Below are 21,326 nucleotides of genomic sequence, written 5' to 3' on the forward strand. Positions count from 1 at the left end.
TTCTATCTTATCATTGGTGTCAATTATGATGCAATAGATGGAAATCTATTTTAGTTAAAAATGACGACTACCCATTATACGTTTCTATCATATGTTGCAATTTAGCAACATACATTTTTTTTAGAAAATTCGGTTCTATAATCACTGCTTCTTCCCCAAATCCTAGCAGATAGTCGACTAAAAAGTCCGCCTCCTGCTCATTAAATGTGCCAATCAAGTAGCACTCATTTCCTTGCTCGCTCAACGTCATATTTTCAAAATGACGTCTAATATAGTGGTCTTTTCCCTTAGACGACAGTTTCACTTTAAAGTTTAGATTGCGATAGGTTTCACCTTGTTTGTCATAAGACGCCTCAATCTGTGCCTTGCTAAAGACAATTTCTTTCGACGACTCACTACCAATTATTTCCAGATGATCACAACGATAGGTTCGCCACGCTTCCTTTTCCAGATCCCAGCCAATACAATACCAAAAGCCATCCATAATTGTTAAACGAATAGGCAAAATCTCTTTGTGCGCCGCTTGATATCGCCGATAAATCACTTTTAGTGTCTGACTTGCCAGAATTGCCTTAAAAATAAGGGCCAAATTATCAACTACTACCACTTGGACCACCCCTTTGTAATGAACGATATCCGTATTCATGATAATCGCCTCTCGTCGCTCTTGCGTAAAAGTCTGCAGGAGTTTTTTGCTGATTTGTTGATAGTTCGCATTAAAGGGACTATTGCTCAAGAATTTCAAACATTGAAGGGCAAAAAAAATCCCAGAGACTTCCTCTTCATTAAAATAGATCGGAGTTAATAATGACTGATGAACCAGCCGGTAGCCTCCGTATCGGCCTTCTTCCGTATATAAAGGTACCCCGAGTCGCTCCAATTCTTGAATATCTCGTAAAGCCGTGCTTTTAGAAATCCCAAACTCCTTCATTAAATCAGCTAAATTGAACTGTTGTTTGCCACTAAGAAATAACATCTCCTGATTAATTCGTTCAGATTTACTCATAGATACCTCCATCGGTGTCATAATCTGACACCATTGTATTATATGCTTAGTATACCAAATAAATAGGAGGCATTACACATGACAGACACGACATTAGCAGTATTTTTAAGCCTAAATGGACAAGCAGAAGAGGCCTTGACCTTTTATCAAGAACTTTTTAAGGGACAACTACTTTTCAAAATCAGCAATCAACAATTCAAAGAAAGATTAGATCCTGACTTAATCATTCCCCAAGGAGAAGAACACTTTATTTCGCATTCTGTCTTACAAATTGGCGGCACGCAACTCAACATTGTTGACAATCCCGTTTACCCTGGCATGCCTACAACAAGTGGCCTTTCGTTCAGTGTCACCACAGGCACAATCCAAGAAGCAGAACAACTGTATCGCGACATCATGGCCCATCCTAATGCGGAGACCATTGCTCTTCCAACCGAAAACGAGTTTGCTGAATTTTATGCCATTATTAAGGACCCTTTCGGCGTAATCATTCAGATTTCACGGGAAAAACAACCCGATCCTAATTTAAAAGGATAGCTGTGCTCCTCCTTCACTAAGGTTTTATTCCTCGTGAAGGGGGTATTTTATTATGAACACTTCCCCCATCAACAAATTGGTTCTACCTTCTCACGAAGCCAACAAATTAACGCTTCAAATTGTTCCTCAGTCTATCGAGTAGGAGGATAATCATTAATTGATCATCCGTCCTCTCACACCACCGTACGTACCGTTCGATATAGGTTGGTTCAACTTTACATCCTATGTAATTTCTGGTAATGTTTAACTGAAAATAGTAAGCCAAAGCGTTCTAAGCGTTTATTGGTAATTGTCGTTGTTAATACCCACGACGTGGCTATTCGGGCAACGGCTTTGCTCGAATGGCTATTTTTATACGCATTTTTCCTATCCGAGCCAAGTTTTATCAAATTCTTTCGTCTTGTCTTTGCCGTTTTCCATTGTTGCCATATACACATCCTCAAGCGATACCTCGTATGACCATCAATCCTCTCTAAGAGGTTTTTCATTTTACTGATTCGGAAATAATTTACCCACCCTCTGATTAATTGATTTATCTTACTTATTCGGTGCGCTGTGCTAACACCCCAGTTTCTTCTCGTTAATTGTTTCAACTTATACTTAAAACTGTCTACCGATAAGTGATGAGGTTTCGCCATGTAGTCATTTCCAAAATTCTTGAAAAAACCAAAACCTAAAAATTTGAACTCGCGATCAGTCGGTCTGGTCACTTTAGATTTAGAGGCATTCACAACTAATCCTAGTTTGTTCTCAATAAAGGTTGTCATGTTTCGCAGAACTCGCCTAGCCGACATCTCACTTTTGACAAAGATAATACAATCATCCGCATAACGGACAAATTCTAACCCTCGCTCTTCCAACTCTTGATCCAACTCGTTCAACAGAATGTTGCTCAGTAAAGGGGACAGGTTGCCACCTTGAGGCGTCCCTATAATCGACTCTTTAAAGCCTTCATCCGTCTGTATCCCACTCACTAAGTATTTTCTGACTAACGATATAACATCTCCATCCTTGATTGTTTTTGCCATCAAGGTCATCAACCGATCGTGATGAACCGTGTCAAAGAATCGCTCTAAATCAATATCGACAATCCATTGAAACCCATCGTTTATATTAGTTAGTGTTTGGCAAATTGCCATCTCCGCGTTTTTATGCGGCCGAAACCCATAGCTATTGGGATGGAATATCTCTTCATAAATAGGTGTGAGTTGTTGGGAAATAGCTTGTTGAATCACTCGGTCAATCACTGTTGGTATCCCTAGTAATCGTTTGTCTCCATTGGACTTTGGTATCCCCACTCGCATAACTGGTTGAGGGTGATACGTACGATTAAGAATTTGATGTCTAATTTCCTCAGAATGTTTTGCGAAGTATCGATCAAGCTCCTCAATTGTCATACCGTCTACGCCTGGGGCTCCTTTATTCTTTTTAACTCGTTTGATTGCCTTTTAAAGGTTTTCTTTGTCGAGGATTTGAACCATTAATTTTTCAGTATAAATAGGTGTTATTCCTTTCTTTCTCGTAAAGTCGGTATCCACTTTTACGCTCTTCGCCAGTGGTCTATTTCCTCTTTCAATCGAGATTTCCTAACAATAAAGTTGTTCAGCCCTTCGCTCTTCAAGGTTTTCACCTTGCGTCATCACTACTATGGCTTCGGCTGACTGCTCACTTTCCAGACTCATATCACTATGAGCGTTTGGTACAGATAAGTGAGCCCTCCCCAGTTAAGGACAAACTCTTCCTCTCCATCTATCCGCCACATATACGCCATCTGATTGTTGCAGTAGTTATGGGACTTTAGCTTCTTTCGTAAGTAGGTAATACTCGACGGATTGGCAAGCCTTTTTCTTCGGTCTATACTTGGGGTATCAAATAGCCTGAGGAGGAAACTAAATGAGTCAACAATCTAAGATAGTCCCCGTTCAATTGACAGACAAGCCTATTACTAAACAGATCCCCTTGCCTAAAGCGTCTCTCGCTTGCAAGTTAACAATGGGAGAGACGGAAGTTCGTTTGTACAATGGGAGAGACGGAAGTTCGTTTGTACAATGGGATTGACAAGTACATTTTATTCACTGTTTTAAAGGAGTTGAAAACCAGTGCTCGTTGATTATAGCCAAGTTAAAAATCTATTCATCGTTTGTGGAAGGACTGACATGAGACGAGGGATTGCAGGATTGGCAGCAATTATCACCGACACCTATCAACTTGATCTGTTCGATGATGCTCTCTTTCTATTTTGTGGTGGCAAGAAAGATCGGTTCAAAGCCTTATATTTCGATCAAGATGGGTTTCTCTTATTGTATAAAGTCATCGAATCTGGTCGACTCCAGTGGCCTCGAAATCAAGACGAGGTTCGGCAATTAACTAGTCAAGAACTTCGCTGGTTATTGGAAGGGTTGTCTATCCAACAGCCTAAAGCAATTATGCCGGCAAAACCAGGTTATCTCTCTTAAGTAAACAGCTGAAACCCTTGATAATATTGAGATTCAGCTGTTTTACGTTGTTTATTTATGGTATAATAATAACAAGACATCAAGATAGAAAGTGGGTGATCTAATTGACAGAACTAGAAAAAATATTAGTCCAAACAAATGAACAGCAGCGGATTCAACTTGAGAATCAAGCTCAACAAATTGAGCGCTTGGCTGAACAAATCGAGTATTTGACACGTAAGCTATTTGGGACGTCTAGTGAAAAAAAGGTCGATGAGAATCAACTCTCTTTATTGGATGAAGATGAGTCTTTTTTCGACCAAGCAGAGACAACTGAAGAAAAAACCGCTGACACTTTCATTGAGAAGCGACCAGAAGTAATTGGTAGAAAAGCAGCACTCACCAAACATCTTCCTATTTTGGAAGAAATCCATTTAGACTTAACGGATGAGGAAAAATTATGTGAAGTCTGTGGGACTCAGATGAATGAGATGGGAAAAACCACACGAGAAGAACTCGTGTTTATACCCGCTCGCCTAGAAAAAAGAATCTATCATGAACAAACGTACCATTGCATTACCTGTAAAGCTGGCGAAACCTGTTCGATCAAACGAGCAGAGGCGGCAAAGCAGCCGATTCAAAATAGTCTTTCAAGTCCGTCAATCTTAGCACAACTGTTCCACCAAAAATATGAAATGTGTTTACCGCTTCACCGTCAAGTGAAAGAATGGTTGACTTGGGGGCTAGATGTCAGCCATCGAACTTTGACCAATTGGGTCATTCGAGGAAGCCATGATTGGTTGACCCCTATCTACGATCGACTTCATCAAGAATTGGTCAAGGAAGAGGTCTTAATGGCTGATGAAACCCCTTATCAGATTTTAAGACGACCTGACGGTCGTCCAGCCACATCGGAAGCACGTGTTTGGCTCTTTCGAACAATGGCTGACTGCCCAACGCCCATCGTCCTCTATCAGTCAACCTTGACACGAGAAAAGAAAGTGCCTGAACAAACCTTGGCAAATTTCAGCGGTTATTTACAAACCGATGGCTATAGTGCTTATCAAAATCTACCGAATATTTGCCAAGTAGGATGTTGGAGCCATGTTCGTAGTTATGAGAAGTAAACTGAAATGGGAAGTAATCGTTTTGAATGGTGTTAGATCGCCATTTAACATCTGATTACTTCCCATTTAAATTAAGTTACAGTGAGTTCAGCCATGCAAGTAGGGATTGGTCTTCTTGCCAAATAGGTTGAGAGGCACTCGGAACCAAGTTCATGGATTGCTCTAAAGCTTTTCGCTTCATTTCACTGTCAGCACGCGCATATATCTCAGTTGTTTTAATGTCTACATGACCTAAGAAATCACGAATATAAATTAGATTGACACCTGCTCTTAACAGATGCATTGCTTTACTATGCCGTAAAACATGTGGTGAAACAGAATTTGGAAACTCAATACCCGTCAGTGTTTTTGCCTTATCAACATTCTTTTGTAATAAATAAGTCACTCCTTTCCTGGAAAGTTTAAGATTTGAATGATTCAAAAAGAGGTGGTTTGTACAGTTAAATTGCTGGAGATAACTCTGTAGTAACTCACTCATTGGTGTCATAATCGGAATAATTCGTTGCTTGTTTCCTTTCCCTTTCAACTGAATGGTGGATGTATTCGATAAGCGAATGTCATTAATTGTGAGATCAATTAATTCTTGGACACGACAACCAGTATCGTACATCAGACTTAATAAGGTTGCTTCTCTTAACCCTTTTCGAGTGCTAGTATCTGGCGTACCTAGTAAACAAGTTAGTGCGTCAATTGATAGAAAATCCATTGGTGGTTTTCCATAGCTTTTCGCTTTTATTGCCCTGATTTCTTTTAGCTCATACAAGAAATCAGGTTCAACTTTCATTAGATAGTCAATAAATGATTTAAGAGAAGCTAGACGAGTGTTTTGTGTTGATAAACTATTTCCTCGTGACTCTACTAACCAAATTAAGAAGTGTTGAATAGTTTCTCGGGTGAAATGACTCATCGTTATTTTTTCTGGACTTAATTGATAAACCTGTTCGAAAAACAAAAACATCATTTTGAACATATCTCGATATGAGGAGATCGTATTCGGGCTTGCCCCGATCATCCCAGGCAAATATAGCCGTAAATAGGTCGAAATATGCTTGGGAAGAACTCAGGTGTTAGACGCAAATAATTTTGTGTCTCCTTGATTGACACATGCCCGATATATGTTGAAAGCACGGAGAGTCCACAGTACAGATCGACTCCTTTTCCTTCTAATTGATGAAGGGCATGGACACAAAATGTATGCCGAAAATCATGAAGACGTGGTCCCAACTCTCTACCTCTGTGTGTGATCTGTGCTTTTTCTAAATAGTATCGAAACCACTTATAGATGATACTTCGATTAATCCCATAGTGATATTTCCCTCGGAAAATATAGGGCATATCTGATGTCACATAGGTTTGGCAATAATTTTCCAAGAGTATTCCCAGTGTCTTTGAAAATGGGATAAACCTGACTTTATTTGATTTTGTTTCAGTAAGAATCAAGCACTTTTTTTTGAAATCAATATTAGATAGAGAAAGACGAGTGGCTTCTGAAACTCGCAAGCCACAGCCGTAAATCAACCTAAAGATGATAGGTGAGATAATGTGCCGAAGGCTACCATTGTACCCGTCACATGTATCAGTTGCACGGAAAAATCGGTTAATTTCATCACTTGTGAAAATATACGGCACATAAGTTGTTCTTTTTAGCTTTGGCAGCTCAGGTAAGTCAATGTCATAGTCACATTGCTTTAAGTAATTAATAAAAGCTTGTGTGACATTGCCTCTACTAGAAGCCGTTTGATTCTTTTCACTTTCTTTTTTTGCACACCACTGCACTAGTTCACTCGGTGTTACCAGGGGAAGGGCTTCCTCAGTTTGTTTCATAAAGCGTATCATTCGCTTAAGTACCTCTGCTTCTGTTTTATACAAAAAACCTGCTGCACGTTTAATCTCAATGTAATTAGCGACTAAATCTGGGAGTGCTACTTTGGAAAGAGGCACACGTATTAAAGCTTCCATTTAAAACGCCTCCTTTCGAATCTGAAAAATTCCAGGGACATTTAAGGCACATTGCCGCAGTCCTTCTATATCTTTCTTTAAATAAAGCTCGGTGGTTCGTGTGTCGCTGTGTCCCAAAATATCTGCTATTATAGGCAAAGAAACATTATTTTCTAGCAGAGTCGTCGCTAGTGTACTTCTAAGGGAATGGAGGGATTTGGACTTAGTATGATCATTGATAGACGAATCGATGCCAACTTTTCGACATTGTTTTTTCACAATGCCACTCATGGCTGAGGGAGACAAAACAGTATATGGGCCATAACTTGTCAAAAAGATTTCTTTACACGCTGATTTTGGGCGTCCGAACTTGATATAATCGATAAGAGCTTCTCCAATCTCAGCGGTGAGAGGTAAAACAAGTTCTTTTTTCGTTTTTTCCATAGTAATCTCAATACAGTTTTCCCTCCAATTTAGGGAGCTAAAGGTAAGCAATCTAATATCTCCAGAACGTAGCCCTAAACGACTTGCGATCAAAATAATCGCATAGTCTCTCTTCCCGATCGCTGTTTGCGTATCTATTGAAGCTAATAACTGAGTCAGTTCCGATTGTGAAAAGGTACTAGGCAATTTTGATTGTCTACTATAACTAGCGGTTAACACATGAAGAGATAAATCTTCTGACACATATTTCTGGTGGAATAAAAAGCGAAGAAAAACGCGTAAACTGCCGGAGGAATTATAGACAGTACTTGCTGAAAAAGATAGGTACGTTTTAGTGTATTCAAAAATATGACCTGGGGTTAACGTATCTACTGTGACGAGTTGATTTTCTAGAAAACGAAAAAAAGGGGTTAGATAGCGAGTGTAGCTTTTTAATGAGGAGTTAGAAATAAAATGGTGGAGTTGTTGATAAACCTTAAACTCATTAAGTAAATTTTGCGATTCAGTTGTCAATACCGATAACTTTGACGATTGCTGACGCACCAAAATCAAGCGATGAGTATGGTACTCGCAGAGAAGTTGAATGGATCTAAGTCGTATTTTATTGTAACCGTCAGGGATTTGATCCAAATAAATGCCGTAGATATCTTTTAGAAATTGTGTCGCCATCGTACAGGAAAAAAATAAATGATCTCTTTCCTGTTGGTAGGTAAGGAACTGGTTCCAACATGGTAGGTATACTGCAATTGAGCTCTCTTTATACCCTAATTCTTGCATTTCTTTCTTGACGTGTTGAATAAGTAACATCGTTTCGATTCGTTGATTCTTTGTCATATAAAGCACCTCCATCATTTGATATGATGCTATTATAACTTAATTCAAATGGGAAGTAACCAGATGTTAAATGGCGATCTAACACCATTCAAAACGATTACTTCCCATTTCAGTTTACTTCTCATAACTACGATACTGGGAATATTCCCATTATCGTAGAAAATTCGTGGATTGCGCTGATAAGAGAGGGCAAGCCGCCATCGGGATAGAGTACTGTGATCAACTTTTCCGTTTGGAACGAGAGTTTTTGGCAAAAGACTTAGGCGTTGAAGAACGACTCAAAGCTCGGCAAGAGCGCTCACAACCAATTGTTGGTGCCTTCTTTGATTGGCTAAGTTCGTTTCATACGATGAAGGGGAAGTTACAAGAAGCTGTTCGCTACGCACAGAATCAACAGGCTTCGCTAAGGTGTTTCTTGGAGGATGGGCGATTAGCTCTTTCCAACAATTTGAGTGAACGGAGTATTAAAGCCGTTGTGATGGGCAGAAAAAATTACCTGTTCAGCACAAGTATGGCAGGAGGACAAGCCAATGCCTTGGCGCACAGTATCGTTGAAACTGCGATTGCGAATGGGCTAAACGCCACGCGTTATTTGGAGTATCTATTTACCCATTTGCCTAATGTGCCATTTTTACAACAACCAGATCTTCTGGATGATTATTTGCCATGGAGTGACGCGGTTCAAGTACAATGCCAACATCCCCGACTCAGCCAATAACCTCAAAACGTGGTGAACTGATTACTTATAGTTTACTAGCTTTGAGGTTATTTGTGTAGCCGTTCAGTATTACCTGCTTACCTTCTTTCGCAGCCTTATCCTCAGATGTCGCCTCTTATATGATTTCTATTCGTCGGACCAGGGATTTGCTTTAAACTTCCTTCAGATTCCACCTCACGGTGGACACTCTTATTCTCAGCTAGGTACTTTCCACTACGGGATGTACTCGGGACTTGAACCCGTTAGAGTTTGCCCATGCTGGGCAAACAAAAAAGCACCCCTGCCATCGCTGACAGAACCGCTTAATTTGTCGATAATTTCGATTAATTTCTAGCCATCCACACCATTTGACGTAGAGCCCAAATAACTGGCACCTTGCCTTCTTCCTTAATGCTTTCCAGCTTAACATACCTGCCCATTTGGTGAGGCACTTGAATTTTTTTCAATCCTTCACTGTTGGACACCAATAGTTTTTGTTAGCTATTGGCAACTTGATTGGTGAGCTTGGACTTACTATTCAAGACTTCTTCACAAGACGACAATCGAGTGATAAAGTGCCTTTTTTATTCTATTTCCGCTTTGAATGGAGCATGCCCTGTTTCAGAATTTTGCAAAAGTGTCGGCTTCCTAAATCTTAAACTAGTTTGTAAACTAAAAATTGCAGTGCCACTTTCTTCTCTGACAAAAAAAACTTTTATCCACACTGGAGAACGAGGAAATAGTCCTCCTAAAACTCCAACAACATCATCTATTAATAGCTCTTTCCCCCCAATATTTTCAGGTGTTAAAACCATTCTTTTCATCATTTCATCACCACCATCTAACATTTTTCCAGGCTCATCTATGGGTTCTATGATGAATTTGTCTAGCTCGCTACTTATTCCTAATCTCTCTTTTATCTCAATAACTGTTTTATTCAAATTTTCTTGAAATATTTCGTTGTTCATTTGTGTTAATCTTCCCAAGATTAAATCATCTCCTATTTTAATTTTGTAGATTCAATAATTTTAAGTTCGCCTAAATTGACATATCCAGAATTAGTAAGCTCTAGTTGATAAATTTCTAACCACGAATTTTTTGTATTGATTCCTACATCATTAAATATTTTTTCATAATTTTTAGCATGTTCAACACTAGGCGCATAATGTCCCGATTGATTGGTTATTCTTCTAACATTACCAGATGAATCAACTTTCAATATCCCAGCAGCTTGTACATCCGAACCATTAGCTAAATGAGAATGTCCTCTTCCGACTTTCAAATTTCCGCTTGAATCGATAACAAAATCGACTTCTCTAATTCCATCTCGAATTTTTACTTGTCCATTTTCTATAACATGTTCAAATGTTTTCCCTGGCTGTATTTCATTAGGATATCTATTTTTTAAAGTTTGAATTGGATCTCCAGCCCCACTGGCTTGCTTTGTCCGATCTACTACTTGACCATGATAGCCATCGTTCACAACTACGTTGACAGTTCCTTTAGGTGTTGACACCATCTTATACGTCCCGTAAGCCGCTAGAGCTACATCCGCAAGACCTGATAGACCTCTAATCAGTCGATCGGCTGACGATAATTTTTTGCCCGTTATGATATCTTTGCCATTAAAGGCGTCGCCTAGATTTTTACTCCCCGAAACAAATCCCAGCGCTACCATTATCGGATACGGCAATAGCCCCCCGACTACTAAAATAGCCCCATTAACTAAAATTGACACGCCTAACTCATTAATTTTCTCACCTTTTGAGTAATAATCAAAAGAGGTATCCGCAAACGCCATCTTTTGATACTCGTCATACGATACATCGCCAATTTGCTCTTTCATTTCAGCGTATTCGACGGTTAAATAATCAGTCAACGGGGAATTGGTCCCAAATAAATCACCTAATGTCACCTTTGATTTATACATAGGAGAATGTGCGCCACCTTCACCATTATAAAAAAGACCTCTCGCTGATGTTTCATACTTTGTGATGTTCATGTTACTTAAGCGTTCGATTAGCGAGTCCATCGCGTCATAAAACGGATAATCCACTGTAGCTGACAGCTTATCTGGTAAGTGTTGTATGGCTTGTTGAAGTTGTGTTACCCGTGTCTCAATCTCACTATAATTTATGTTTGTTGCTGTGTCAATCGTAATCGCACGATCCACATCATACCTATCACATGCACTAGCAGCATCTTCACTAATTTTATCCGCTTCAGCTAGCCAATCAAACATACCAGAATTGGTTAATTGGACAATTCCTTCAGATAATGACTGCCACTCACTATCTTTGTACCTGATGTCTTTCATAGCATCCCTACTTTCATGTTTAACGTTAGTCGGTTATTTGTTTGTCTGAATCGTCTGACTAATAGAGCTATCGACTTCCACAAACGTCTCACCGGCAAAGCTGACGTATTCTTTCAATCGTGTATAATGAGCAATCAATTCATTCAGTCGTACAGAAGTGACGGCAAACATCCCTACTAGACCTTTAGCTTGTCCTTCTAGATAGTACTCGTTCGCTAAAATTTTTTTCAGTGCCTCGTGAGAGGATTCAAGTTCCGAAATAACACTTTCCAACTCAGACGTAATACTACTCAATTCACTTGCTTTAACAGTGATTTTACCAGTCAAACCATGTCACCTTCTTTTCTTTTTCTGTCTGCCGATTATTAGACAAATTGGACAAATAACCAGCCACTCCTTTACCTTTTGTCAGGCCATCACCTTCTGGCACCTCATAGGGAATCTTTAAGGCATCCACCACCCATGTTGTTAACCAGAATTGGCTTGCTTCTTTTAACTCTGTTCCTTCCAGACGATACAATGTGCCTTCGGATAACAATAAAATATACGCACTTTTTTTCATATCGCTAGACGTTTTCTTAACTTGTCCGATTGAAAAAGCCGCCTCAATCCCTTGTTTTTGTAAGTCATCTAAAGATAACGATGATCGTCTTAGCCTAAATCCTTCTTCTTCCGCTGTTCCTTTTCGTCTTAAAATAGCATAATCACTTAGCCAGCGTCCTAAGACAGTCGCAGGTGCTTGAATCGTTAATTCAACCCCCTCATCTTTTTTGTGTAGTAAGATGGCTTGCTTGCCAGTCGCAACATAATCGGTTTGATCCAAACAAAGATAATCTGTCGCATTGCCATATTTTTCAATAAGAGAGGCAACCATAAACCCTTTTTTGGTCAATTTCCCTTGTGATAGCACGTTTTTTTTCTCTAGATTTTGAATCCCTTTAGGATAGGCTACTGCCGAATTTAACCGGTGACTCTGTAACTCCGGTACACCAAATAGCTCTACTACGCCAACCATGTTAGCTAGCACAACTAATTCTTCTGTTGAAAAAATTGTCATGATATCCTCCTATATCCTTCTAATTTCTCCCATATCACTTGCATCAAACGTCTCGCTATCATTTGATAACGCTGTGACGGCTGTTTGATAGTCCTTAAAACACTCTGAAACATCTTTGTGGTACGCACTCACGATACCCAAATACATTAAAAAACTGTCTTTTGATTCACCAGACCATGTTTGATCATACCCTTTACTTACGGATAGGAGTTTGTCTATTTTGCTTAAAGATGCACGTAGTTTTTCTGACGTATCAGACGCAAGAGACACTATTTCTGATAGGTCGCTAGAACGTATCTCGATATCTGCCATTTTTCTCCTCCTTGTTTACTTCGGAATAATTTTATTATTTCTCATTGCTTCTTGTTGCTTATTTAACCGATCTAACACGATCCGTGCCTGTTCCGCATGATAATCAGCTTCGCGTTTTTTCTCTGCCACATATAAATCTAAATAATGGGTGTATTTTTTCATTGCAATGCTCACACCCTCATCTAGACTATCGTTTCTATTCTTAACCTGTTTAAGGAGTCTCTCTATTTCCTCAACGATCTCCTCAGTCTTGTTTAATGTGTCACCATTTGGCATATCACTAGTTGCCGAAACACTCGTAAAACGACCGGTTGCCGAATTCATTAGGTCAGTTAGTTGTGTAATAATCCTGTTGTGTTGTGAGCGATACTCAGTTAACTCTATTTTCAGCGCTTTATACTTTTCTTTTTTTGCCTCATAGTTGGCTGTTAAGAACACGACGAAACACCTCCTTTATAAAAAACGTTCTTAATTTATAACAAGTTTACCATAAACAATTAACTAGAATCAATTTCATAAGTCACTTTTAAAAAAAGTAAATACTTACTCAATTTTAATTGGTTCATTTTTAAAATTAGGCAGCTATTTCTTTTTGATTGGTCGTCTTTGCCAATCGTTGACTGGCAAATTTCGAGGTATTATAAGCTAATTGGATCATTACGCTGTTAATATGAGCTTTTTCCCCTTCAACAGAACAGGGTTGATTTAATTGGAAATATTCTTTTAAATAGGCATTGACACGCTCAACGGCGCTTCTCTTTTTATAAAGACTCTTCCAAGCGTTGGTTCCCCGAGCTGGATGAGCATAACAGCGAACATCTGTTGTCTGTTTGATTTTAATGACTTTTTGACACATTCCTTCATGCTGAAGAGGGCATTCACGACAGTTGGTTTCCGGTTTAACAAATTTTAGCGCATCATACCGTTTGTCGAAGCTGTCATACTGATAGCCATATTCTAATAAGCAAGTTGGGGCAAAAAAGGGAGCTTATTGACTGGATAATTATTTCCAATATATGTAAATAACCTAAACTACGATTCACGATAATTAACCAACATCAATAGCAAAAGTAACTTAACAATTCGGTTTTGATAGAACTATCGCCTGTAGCTTCAAAAAATCCCAATATCCTCTCTCATCGCGTGAATTAATTCACGTCGACATGCTCTAATATTATTTTCATCCTGATCACAGGTGATTCATCAGGATATAGATTTATAATTGTTATTAGAGATTTATATACATCAGTTAATATGTCTCTTTTCGCTTGATAATCTTTTTGTCTTAATTCTAATCCTTTAATTACTCTAGAACCCCTTTGAGTAATAACAGTACCTAGTACTGTACCTAAAACACCTATAGCTCCCCTTATTAAAACACTCAAAAGTTGGTCTGACAAAAAAATCACCCAAAAAAACTAACGCAATCTTCATACAATTATTATGATACGTTTGTTCACTCATACTTTCTTTTAATTTCACGAAATATCTACAATCTCATGTCTAGTATTTCATAAACCATTAGACCTACGCAAAACTCGAAACCTCGTATGAATCAAATAATCCTATACCATCTTTCTTGGAAACCAATAAATACACTCCCTGCAAACGAATGTAAGCCCATCTTTTGAAATTTTCAAGAAAATCATTAGACAAGGAATAGTTGATTTTACACATAACTCTATCAATCACTTAGTTTTTTTAACTATAGTCTCAACAGTTACCACTGACAGAAAAACGGATGACGACTTCAACTCTATCCCCTCAATCCCATTTATCATCTAACCAATTCAATTGTCTTTCTGATTTTTAGTTCTTAGGACTCCTCTTAAAAGTAACAAATTTTGATACCCTAGATACGTTTATTACACCGTTGAGCAGTGATATCATAGGATTCTGACTTTGCCATTTTACAAATGAGTTTCCTCGTAAATCACAGCTCTAAACGTGACACCTTTTGACCCCTCAAACCAATTTATTAACACTTAAATCCCTATTCCAACGCAATTCCGTGTTTTTAACCAATCCGTAGGCTATTCTCATTTTAAGAACTTGACAACTCTCTTAAAAAGTAACAAGTTTTGATACCTTAAAGAAGTTAATTGCAGCATTCGCGACTGATGTAATAGGATTCTGATTATGTCCTTTTTCAGAGGACCCCCATCTTACTCAACAATAATTCCTGGCAATAAAGGCACCATATTTTGATACCTTATCATAATTTTCTATAACCCTCAGCCTTGATTTAACAAACAATGAAGGATCTCCCTAACGCCAAACACGCTTTAGGCAGTCCAACAGGTTCAAGTTTCGATACGCTATAACTATTTTTGACCGCCCTTCGCCCCCATCTACCGCGATTCATTCAGATTGGGATTAGGATAGTTGCCGATACACATTTTTGGCCATAGCCTCACCGTGATCAATTGCGAGACTTGCTCCTTCTCTAACCTGCAATATTCTTCACTAGAACTAGTCATTCATAAACACCGTTGTGCGTAGGATGGTAATATGACGAGCAGCAGTAAATTTGGTTAAATGCCGATCATAGGCTCTGTGATCTAAAAGTAACCCCATTTCGATGATCTCTTTCATTTGCTCCACAAGGTAGTCTGTTTCAACGTCTTTAAAAAAGATGGGAAAATTGATTTTTTGTTTTGATCCCATCTGATTTTGGAATTCCAATTGAAGTTTTTCAACGTAATCATTATTTTCATTAAACATCAGACTTCCCCCCTTTTTCCTTTTGAAGCAACACCTTTTCGGCCGCTTCGATCGTGTTTAGATAGATCTGTTGATACTGAAGCGCTCTTTTTTTATACCCGCTCAAAGCTACCCCCAATAACATTTTGTTCAGCCGTGAGACACTGGCACCTGGCTTGCCAGCAAAATACAAACTAAGGGCTACTCCTACTTCATGTAAACTTCGTCCGTCTGCTTCCAAAATTGAGTACTCCCATTTTTTTAGTTGCTCCAATTCCTGATTGGCTTCTGCGATCTGGCCCTCTCGAAAATGACTAATAATCTGTTGTTCCTTGGCAACGGCAGCATAATGTGCCCGTTGTTTTGATTTTTTACTGACAACCAACTGTTCACCACATGCTTCTAGGGCCTTTGAAAATTTCACCAAATCCAATTTTGCGCCTTCCCCTCGTTCCATTCGCTTAATGGTTTGAGCACTCACGCCCATTTTTTCTGCCAGTTTTTCTTGAGTCAATCTGTTGTCCCGTCTGACCTGAACTAACAACTGTGAGGCTGACTCAAGCAGCTCCTTTTGCTGTTGGTCTCTAACCATTTCAACCTTCCCCTTTCCTTTTTAACCTCCTTACTTAACACTTCCGCTCTAATGAAACCGCTTTATAAAATAACGGAACTAAATTTCCGCCCAAAATCGAAACTTCTTCAAAAAACTTTCCACTGATTAAAATAACACCATCTCCAAAAAAACATTCATTCTTTGGGGTATTCCATCTTTCATGGGAAACTCCCAAGAAGACTGGTATCATCATCTTTAATTTACTTTTCCGCTCACACCATCTAAATTCAAATTACTTTTCCAAGGCGCTTCTTACCTTACTTATACATTAATAACAAGGGGTAATGGTTGATTATGAGAAAACTCTCATAATTTATTTTTTAAGCGCTTTTAATAACAAAGAGTCAAGACTGATCTACGGTCATTAGCTCACGCTCTTGTCACGATTGCCCCTCCAGCATTTCTTCTTAGGGAACTAACGTACGAAAAGCCGACTCAACTCCATATTTGGTATTGACTTCTAGCACATCATGTCTAACGAAGAGGGAGTTCCAAACATCAGCCTTGGCTATTGCTTTATATCAGAGAGCAATAGCGAGCTAACGAGCCCCTTATTTATCATGTATAGGCATTTTAACAATGACTTTTCCATGATTTAGTTGATTGTTAGTTATCTCAATTCCTCCGCCATAAGCTTCCATCTGAGGGCTACTCCTTTGTCTTTTGCAATACATTTAGCCCCCAGTCGGTGACTGAGGGCTTTTTTGACTATTAATAGAGTACTTTACTCGTTTTCAAACTTCGGATAAACATTATCACCGGTTTTGGCTAATTTACTATAACTATTTAGTCTGACTTTGGCTTACTCATCGCTAAGTTTGCCTGATTTAACTCATAAGGTGTCCGTTGATAGACATCATTCAACCAATTGTGATAGAATAAAAAGCCGTGAGCCCGCCATTTATTGATGATTTTTCCATTTGGATTGTCTTCATTAAAGTAGTTAGCTGGTAACTGAGTCGCCACCCCACGTTCATGATCACGGATATACTCTTTATTTAGCGTATCACTGTCGTATTCAAAATGCCCTAAGACAAACACATTTTTTTGATCCTTCGATGCTAAAATGGTCGACCCAAATTGTTGATTATTTGCTAAGACTTCTAAGACTTCTTGATCAATTTGAGCTTCATTAATCCCCGTGTAACGAGATTGTGGTGTAAAAAACACATCGTCGAAACCACGAGTTAACACGTGTTCACTGATCAGTTGGTTTTCATAAACCCCAAACAGCTTTTCCGAATAAAGAACTTTATCAATGCCGTAATGAACATAAAGGCCTGCTTCAGCTCCCCAACAAACATGTAAAACGGATGTCGCGTGAGTTTGACTCCAGTCTAGAAGTTTGGTGAATTCCGGCCAATAATCAACCTCTTCGTACGGCATTGTTTCAACCGGCGCACCCGTAATAATAATCCCGTCATAATAATTGTTTTCAATATCTGCCAGTGTTTCGTAAAACTTAAACAGATGATCATGACTAGCGTATTTATGTTGATGTGTGCTCATCTGCACAAAATCAACGTGAATCTGTAATGGACTTTGAGAAAGCAATCGTAGAAATTGAATCTCACAGGTGATTTTGTCTGGCATTAAATTGACTAAAGCTAATTTCAATGGTCGAATATCTTGCGTTTCCGCTCGTGTCGAATCCATCGTGAAAATACGTTCATTTTCCAAAACCTTTTTTGCCGGAAAGTCTTTTGCTAATTTAATCGGCATGTATCATACTCCTCAAAAAATATTTTATTCGGATAACCCTCTAAATCCGTAAATAAATATCGTCCACTATTATTGCAGATAGTGTCTGAATAATCCCGTTTTCATTATTGTACCACATATCTTCACACTATCGACAAGACTATCTAAATCATTGTTATGCTATTAATTGGATAACTAATAGTTCTTCGATTGAGCCACCACTATTTTCAACAGTTTTGACCATAATATTTTTCCTGCGTTTTACGATTAAGCTAAAACCAACCACCCATGTTTTCAACACTTTAAAGGTAGCGATTTCCTAATTTTTGGCCCTTCTCACTTCAGAACCCATTACTTCTAGCGCCTCACTAATTGCCAATACATTTTTCACCTCTGCCATAATTAATTGTTTATCTTAAGCCATACTTCCATTTGATTGATACTCTTTTCAGTCACGAAAGTAAACACACACACTAGCTATGCCGCCTAAACAGATTAGTCACCGACCTTTCTACTTGTTCGTAATGCTTCAAGTTGACTTTCCAATAAATTGGTCTGCTTTGTAAAATCATCAAAAAAGACGTCAAATATTTGCGAAGCCGCATGATAGTGTTGGATAATTTCTTTTTTGTTTAGAGGTTTGTTACGTTGCTCAGCAAAAAATGTTACAAATAACTCTAAGGTACTTTCCCATGATTGTAATTTTTCTAAGGTTTCTTTGGTTGCATAGATATCTTGATAGACAATAGTTTTAAGCGGTTGATTCTTTTTGGTGAGTATGTTCCTTTCTTTTTCTGCCATATCTTTTTCCTCCTTTGACTGGCATTCTGTTTCCACTATTAACCGTTCGACTTGCACCAATCTCACTTTAAAGGTAGCCCAAATAAAAAATAAAAACGAGCCATCAACAGACGCTTTATCGCGACCTGTGACTGCTCGTTTGGAGTTAGACAAATAGACCTAACATACCGCTATTTTTTTACGAAAGGCCTGTTGAAAAAAACTAGCACAATTCGCAAAAATTAAGTACAATAGATATGTTAGTAATTCTTACTAACTGGCAACTTTGAGTATCAGGTCAGACTGACGCTTAAGGGCTTCTCGGAGAGGGTAGGACCAATCTGAGAAGTGCCATTTTTTATTTGGTTGTTTTTCCACTACCTTAACACCTACATTGTAAAGGGTTACAACCTTATTAGTCAAGTGAATCTGACTAACAATTGAAATTACTTCAAATTAGCAGCAATTATACGTTCTTCATAAATGCTGGCACTAAAAAACCTTCTCCTACAATGAAGAAAAGGTTCAGAACTAAACACCTAATTTTTCTTTTAATGCCTCAACTAAAGTGCCGGAAAGGTCAATCCCTTCTTTTTCCGCCCTTTTAATTAGCCAGTCAGGGATTGTGACTGCTTTTTTTACGACAGTAGACGCTCGTAGATATTGGCTAACATCCACTTGAATTAGCGCGGCAAACTCATTGGGTTTTAATGAGTCATGAATAGCTACCATAGATGATTGTGTAGGGAAAGGTTCTTTTGCCTCAATCCGATAAGCCAACATCACACCTAACACTTCTTGAGCGTTCGCCATGGTTTCTTCAATCGTATCACCTTCTGTATAGGCATTTTCGACATCAGGAAAATAGACCGTATAACCGCCTTCTTCTCCTTCTTGGATCACCGCAAGATAAGTCTTAAGCACCATTGTCGCACCTCCTTTTAACCAGTTTTATCCTTTACAAACCACATGCCATTTACCTTATACATGGCGCTTCTCAGAACACCTATCACTGTAAATACTGACTATAGAAGTACTGAGCATTTCTAATTAGAAATAGTTTCAACGATCCAAAACTCGATTGCCTGTTATTCTAACTCAAAATAATCATTATCAATCCGAAAAACAGTATACTGATGTGCTTCTTCAACACCAACTTGGTACTTAAGCATCAAATCCGTTAGTTGGATTCCATCAATCAACACAATTCCTTGACTTTTGGCATATAGTTTAGCTTCTTTAGAATAATCAGAAGTTGTGATAAAGACACCTCGGTCTGCATTGACACCGGCCAAGGCCCCATAAAAAGCCTGAATAGCAGGCCTACCGACTTTATTGTCTTCTTTATATCTTTTAGCTTGAAGATAAACCGTACTCGTCCCTAGTGGATCCTGGTTTATGATCCCATCTATCCCATTGTCATTGGAGTAGCTCGTTATCTTAGCATCGCCATTTTCGCCACTGTATCCCATCTTCACAAGTAAGTCCACTACTAAATACTCAAAAAATTTTGGGCTACTATTACGAATCTTATCTAATAATTCGATGGCTATCTCATTATTTATCTGATTAACCATCTTGCCAATCTCAACCTTTTCTGGATCAGCTTTATCAATGTTGACTTCTTGAAGTGCATTACTTTTCCGTTCAGTTCGTTCAGCTAATTCGCTCATATATCTAATATAATCAGGTTCCTCTTCTAGAACCTTTTCGGTAAGTTGATCTCCGTATTGTGTCAACAAGCGTTGCCCCACTTCAGTAATTTGATAAATGCCTCGTCTTGGTCGAACTAATGCACCAGCCTTATACAACTTACTTAAGGAAAAACTAAATCGATTGGCTAGGATGCCATCATCATCTGGATAATTTGGGTATTTGATATTTTTAATGTCTTCTGGAATCGATAAAAAGTCATACACACGAGTTCTAATAACATGATTGGTTCCTTCTTCCCCATTTTTTAGGACTTCTAACACATACGGCAATAAAGAATCATTGGTTGGTATTTGATTGGCAGATTGCTTTAGTTTGGACCAGTCATTATTCATCTTTCTCCCCCTTTTATTTCGGTAAATTACTTTTCTACACTTAAAATAAACTATGATAAAAAATCATCTCACTTCAATTATAAAGTAAGTTCACTTTTTATCATAGTTCACTATTACTATTTACCTCAGTTCATCATTCAATGGCATTATGACCTCATCTAAGGTCACTCGCCAATCACGTTTCATGTCCTGAGCATACTTAAAGGGTCTCGCTTCAGGGTGTTGTTTCTTATATCCATCAAAGTCCTTGCTCTCAATGATCGCCCCAATATTAGGAATTGGCTCTGCCCCTACGACATATTGCATAGCGGACGAATGAAGTTCCTGGACTAAAACAAACCAGTTATCTGCAAAAGTTTGAATGGCCTGGTCTACTGCCTTCGTGAAAAAATGACGTTTAACCACAAAAATATCTTCATTACTACTAACCGTTTGTTCATCCATGGCATTTAAAATTTCTCGATAAATGTCTTTGACTGCTTCTGATTTGTTTAACTTAGTTAGCGCTTTTTCAATTTCCTCGCGGATGTCTTGGTTATGAGCAGAGTAAGTTCCCAATAAGCGATTGATATAGGCCGCATCAATATCATATAACTTAATGCTGTTTTCACCATAAAACTCAATACTAGAAAAATCGGCTCGATTATCGGGGGCTCTATCATCCACCTCAACTAAAGAGCCTTTCACGGTCTCGTAGATACCGACTTGTTCTTCTAAAATGCTCACCTGCTCGTTTAAAGCCGGTGATTTTTCCATATCATTGTTAGGACATTGGTG

At 38.6% G+C, this 21,326-nt stretch carries 22 protein-coding genes and 2 pseudogenes; 5 read left to right on the forward strand and 19 right to left on the reverse strand.

The window, feature by feature from the left end:
- Positions 1–67 precede the first annotated feature (67 nt).
- Positions 68–1,006, reverse strand: coding sequence for a helix-turn-helix transcriptional regulator (locus I6N95_RS08090; RefSeq protein WP_209526551.1), 939 nt, complete (start codon positions 1,004–1,006; stop codon positions 68–70).
- Between the two features lie 78 nt (positions 1,007–1,084).
- Between I6N95_RS08090 and I6N95_RS08095 the strand changes: the two genes are divergently transcribed.
- Positions 1,085–1,543, forward strand: a complete 459-nt coding sequence (locus tag I6N95_RS08095) for a VOC family protein (RefSeq protein ID WP_209526553.1) — start codon at positions 1,085–1,087, stop codon at positions 1,541–1,543.
- A 215-nt stretch (positions 1,544–1,758) separates the two neighbouring features.
- Here the strand turns inward: I6N95_RS08095 and ltrA are convergent, their stop codons facing one another.
- Entirely contained in the window at positions 1,759–2,985 is a 1,227-nt protein-coding gene (gene ltrA, locus I6N95_RS08100) for a group II intron reverse transcriptase/maturase (protein WP_347340542.1), read from the reverse strand.
- Positions 2,986–3,436: 451 nt separating this feature from the next.
- Here ltrA and I6N95_RS08105 point away from each other — a divergent pair, with 451 nt between their 5' ends.
- The 3 genes from I6N95_RS08105 to tnpC all read left to right on the forward strand — a co-directional run bounded on the left by I6N95_RS08105 (position 3,437) and on the right by tnpC (position 5,105).
- Positions 3,437–3,601: a hypothetical protein gene (locus I6N95_RS08105; RefSeq protein WP_209526555.1), complete on the forward strand. Its 165-nt coding sequence runs from the start codon at positions 3,437–3,439 to the stop codon at positions 3,599–3,601.
- A 41-nt stretch (positions 3,602–3,642) separates the two neighbouring features.
- Positions 3,643–3,999: an IS66 family insertion sequence element accessory protein TnpB gene (tnpB, locus tag I6N95_RS08110; protein WP_347340538.1), complete on the forward strand. Its 357-nt coding sequence runs from the start codon at positions 3,643–3,645 to the stop codon at positions 3,997–3,999.
- A 104-nt stretch (positions 4,000–4,103) separates the two neighbouring features.
- Positions 4,104–5,105, forward strand: a complete 1,002-nt coding sequence (gene tnpC / locus I6N95_RS08115; protein WP_209526560.1) for an IS66 family transposase — start codon at positions 4,104–4,106, stop codon at positions 5,103–5,105.
- A 76-nt stretch (positions 5,106–5,181) separates the two neighbouring features.
- On the opposite strand, the gene I6N95_RS08120 is transcribed toward tnpC, so the two are convergent.
- The 3 genes from I6N95_RS08120 to I6N95_RS08130 are packed head-to-tail and all read right to left on the reverse strand — an operon-like array spanning position 5,182 to position 8,321.
- On the reverse strand, positions 5,182–6,117 hold the full coding sequence (locus I6N95_RS08120) for a tyrosine-type recombinase/integrase (protein WP_209526562.1): 936 nt from the start codon (positions 6,115–6,117) through the stop codon (positions 5,182–5,184).
- A complete protein-coding gene (locus tag I6N95_RS08125; RefSeq protein WP_209526564.1) occupies positions 6,114–7,064 on the reverse strand; it encodes a tyrosine-type recombinase/integrase in 951 nt (316 codons plus the stop codon). Before I6N95_RS08125 ends, I6N95_RS08120 begins: the two co-directional genes overlap by 4 nt.
- The gene (locus I6N95_RS08130; protein WP_209526566.1) at positions 7,065–8,321 is read right to left on the reverse strand and encodes a site-specific integrase; all 1,257 of its coding nucleotides are present in this window, start codon (positions 8,319–8,321) and stop codon (positions 7,065–7,067) included. It abuts the gene before it with no gap.
- Between the two features lie 157 nt (positions 8,322–8,478).
- Here I6N95_RS08130 and I6N95_RS27680 point away from each other — a divergent pair.
- Positions 8,479–9,039: pseudogene (locus tag I6N95_RS27680) on the forward strand (IS66 family transposase); the annotation flags it as partial.
- Positions 9,040–9,602: 563 nt separating this feature from the next.
- On the opposite strand, the gene I6N95_RS08140 reads toward I6N95_RS27680, so the two are convergent.
- From I6N95_RS08140 to I6N95_RS08205, 14 genes and pseudogenes are all read right to left on the reverse strand, one after another.
- Entirely contained in the window at positions 9,603–10,004 is a 402-nt protein-coding gene (locus tag I6N95_RS08140) for a hypothetical protein (RefSeq protein WP_209526571.1), read from the reverse strand.
- Positions 10,005–10,018: 14 nt separating this feature from the next.
- Positions 10,019–11,335: a pre-toxin TG domain-containing protein gene (locus I6N95_RS08145; RefSeq protein WP_209526573.1), complete on the reverse strand. Its 1,317-nt coding sequence runs from the start codon at positions 11,333–11,335 to the stop codon at positions 10,019–10,021.
- 33 nt (positions 11,336–11,368) lie between these two features.
- A complete protein-coding gene (locus I6N95_RS08150; RefSeq protein ID WP_209526575.1) occupies positions 11,369–11,662 on the reverse strand; it encodes a hypothetical protein in 294 nt (97 codons plus the stop codon).
- Positions 11,652–12,392: a DUF5081 family protein gene (locus I6N95_RS08155; RefSeq protein WP_209526576.1), complete on the reverse strand. Its 741-nt coding sequence runs from the start codon at positions 12,390–12,392 to the stop codon at positions 11,652–11,654. The genes I6N95_RS08150 and I6N95_RS08155 overlap by 11 nt, the downstream gene beginning before the upstream one ends.
- A gap of 9 nt (positions 12,393–12,401) precedes the next feature.
- Entirely contained in the window at positions 12,402–12,704 is a 303-nt protein-coding gene (locus tag I6N95_RS08160; protein ID WP_209526577.1) for a hypothetical protein, read from the reverse strand.
- A 15-nt stretch (positions 12,705–12,719) separates the two neighbouring features.
- Complete coding sequence (locus tag I6N95_RS08165) at positions 12,720–13,142, reverse strand: hypothetical protein (RefSeq protein WP_209526578.1); 423 nt, start codon at positions 13,140–13,142, stop codon at positions 12,720–12,722.
- A gap of 136 nt (positions 13,143–13,278) precedes the next feature.
- A pseudogene (locus I6N95_RS08170) lies at positions 13,279–13,593 on the reverse strand (transposase); the annotation flags it as partial.
- 1,583 nt (positions 13,594–15,176) lie between these two features.
- Positions 15,177–15,428, reverse strand: a complete 252-nt coding sequence (locus I6N95_RS08175) for a hypothetical protein (protein ID WP_209526579.1) — start codon at positions 15,426–15,428, stop codon at positions 15,177–15,179.
- The gene (locus tag I6N95_RS08180) at positions 15,421–15,999 is read right to left on the reverse strand and encodes a helix-turn-helix domain-containing protein (RefSeq protein WP_209526580.1); all 579 of its coding nucleotides are present in this window, start codon (positions 15,997–15,999) and stop codon (positions 15,421–15,423) included. Before I6N95_RS08180 ends, I6N95_RS08175 begins: the two co-directional genes overlap by 8 nt.
- An 807-nt stretch (positions 16,000–16,806) precedes the next feature.
- Complete coding sequence (locus I6N95_RS08185; protein WP_209526581.1) at positions 16,807–17,742, reverse strand: homoserine O-succinyltransferase; 936 nt, start codon at positions 17,740–17,742, stop codon at positions 16,807–16,809.
- 474 nt (positions 17,743–18,216) lie between these two features.
- The gene (locus I6N95_RS08190; RefSeq protein WP_209526582.1) at positions 18,217–18,522 is read right to left on the reverse strand and encodes a hypothetical protein; all 306 of its coding nucleotides are present in this window, start codon (positions 18,520–18,522) and stop codon (positions 18,217–18,219) included.
- A 510-nt stretch (positions 18,523–19,032) separates the two neighbouring features.
- Positions 19,033–19,428 (reverse strand): type II toxin-antitoxin system HicB family antitoxin, encoded by a 396-nt coding sequence (locus I6N95_RS08195; RefSeq protein WP_245249298.1) that lies wholly within the window; start codon positions 19,426–19,428, stop codon positions 19,033–19,035.
- Positions 19,429–19,589: 161 nt separating this feature from the next.
- Positions 19,590–20,549, reverse strand: coding sequence for a restriction endonuclease (locus I6N95_RS08200; protein ID WP_209526584.1), 960 nt, complete (start codon positions 20,547–20,549; stop codon positions 19,590–19,592).
- A 120-nt stretch (positions 20,550–20,669) separates the two neighbouring features.
- Positions 20,670–21,305, reverse strand: coding sequence for a type I restriction endonuclease subunit R, EcoR124 family (locus I6N95_RS08205; protein ID WP_209526586.1), 636 nt, complete (start codon positions 21,303–21,305; stop codon positions 20,670–20,672).
- Positions 21,306–21,326 lie beyond the last annotated feature (21 nt).

The sequence above is a fragment of the Vagococcus allomyrinae genome, assembly GCF_017829975.1.
Lineage (GTDB): Bacteria > Bacillota > Bacilli > Lactobacillales > Vagococcaceae > Vagococcus_D > Vagococcus_D allomyrinae.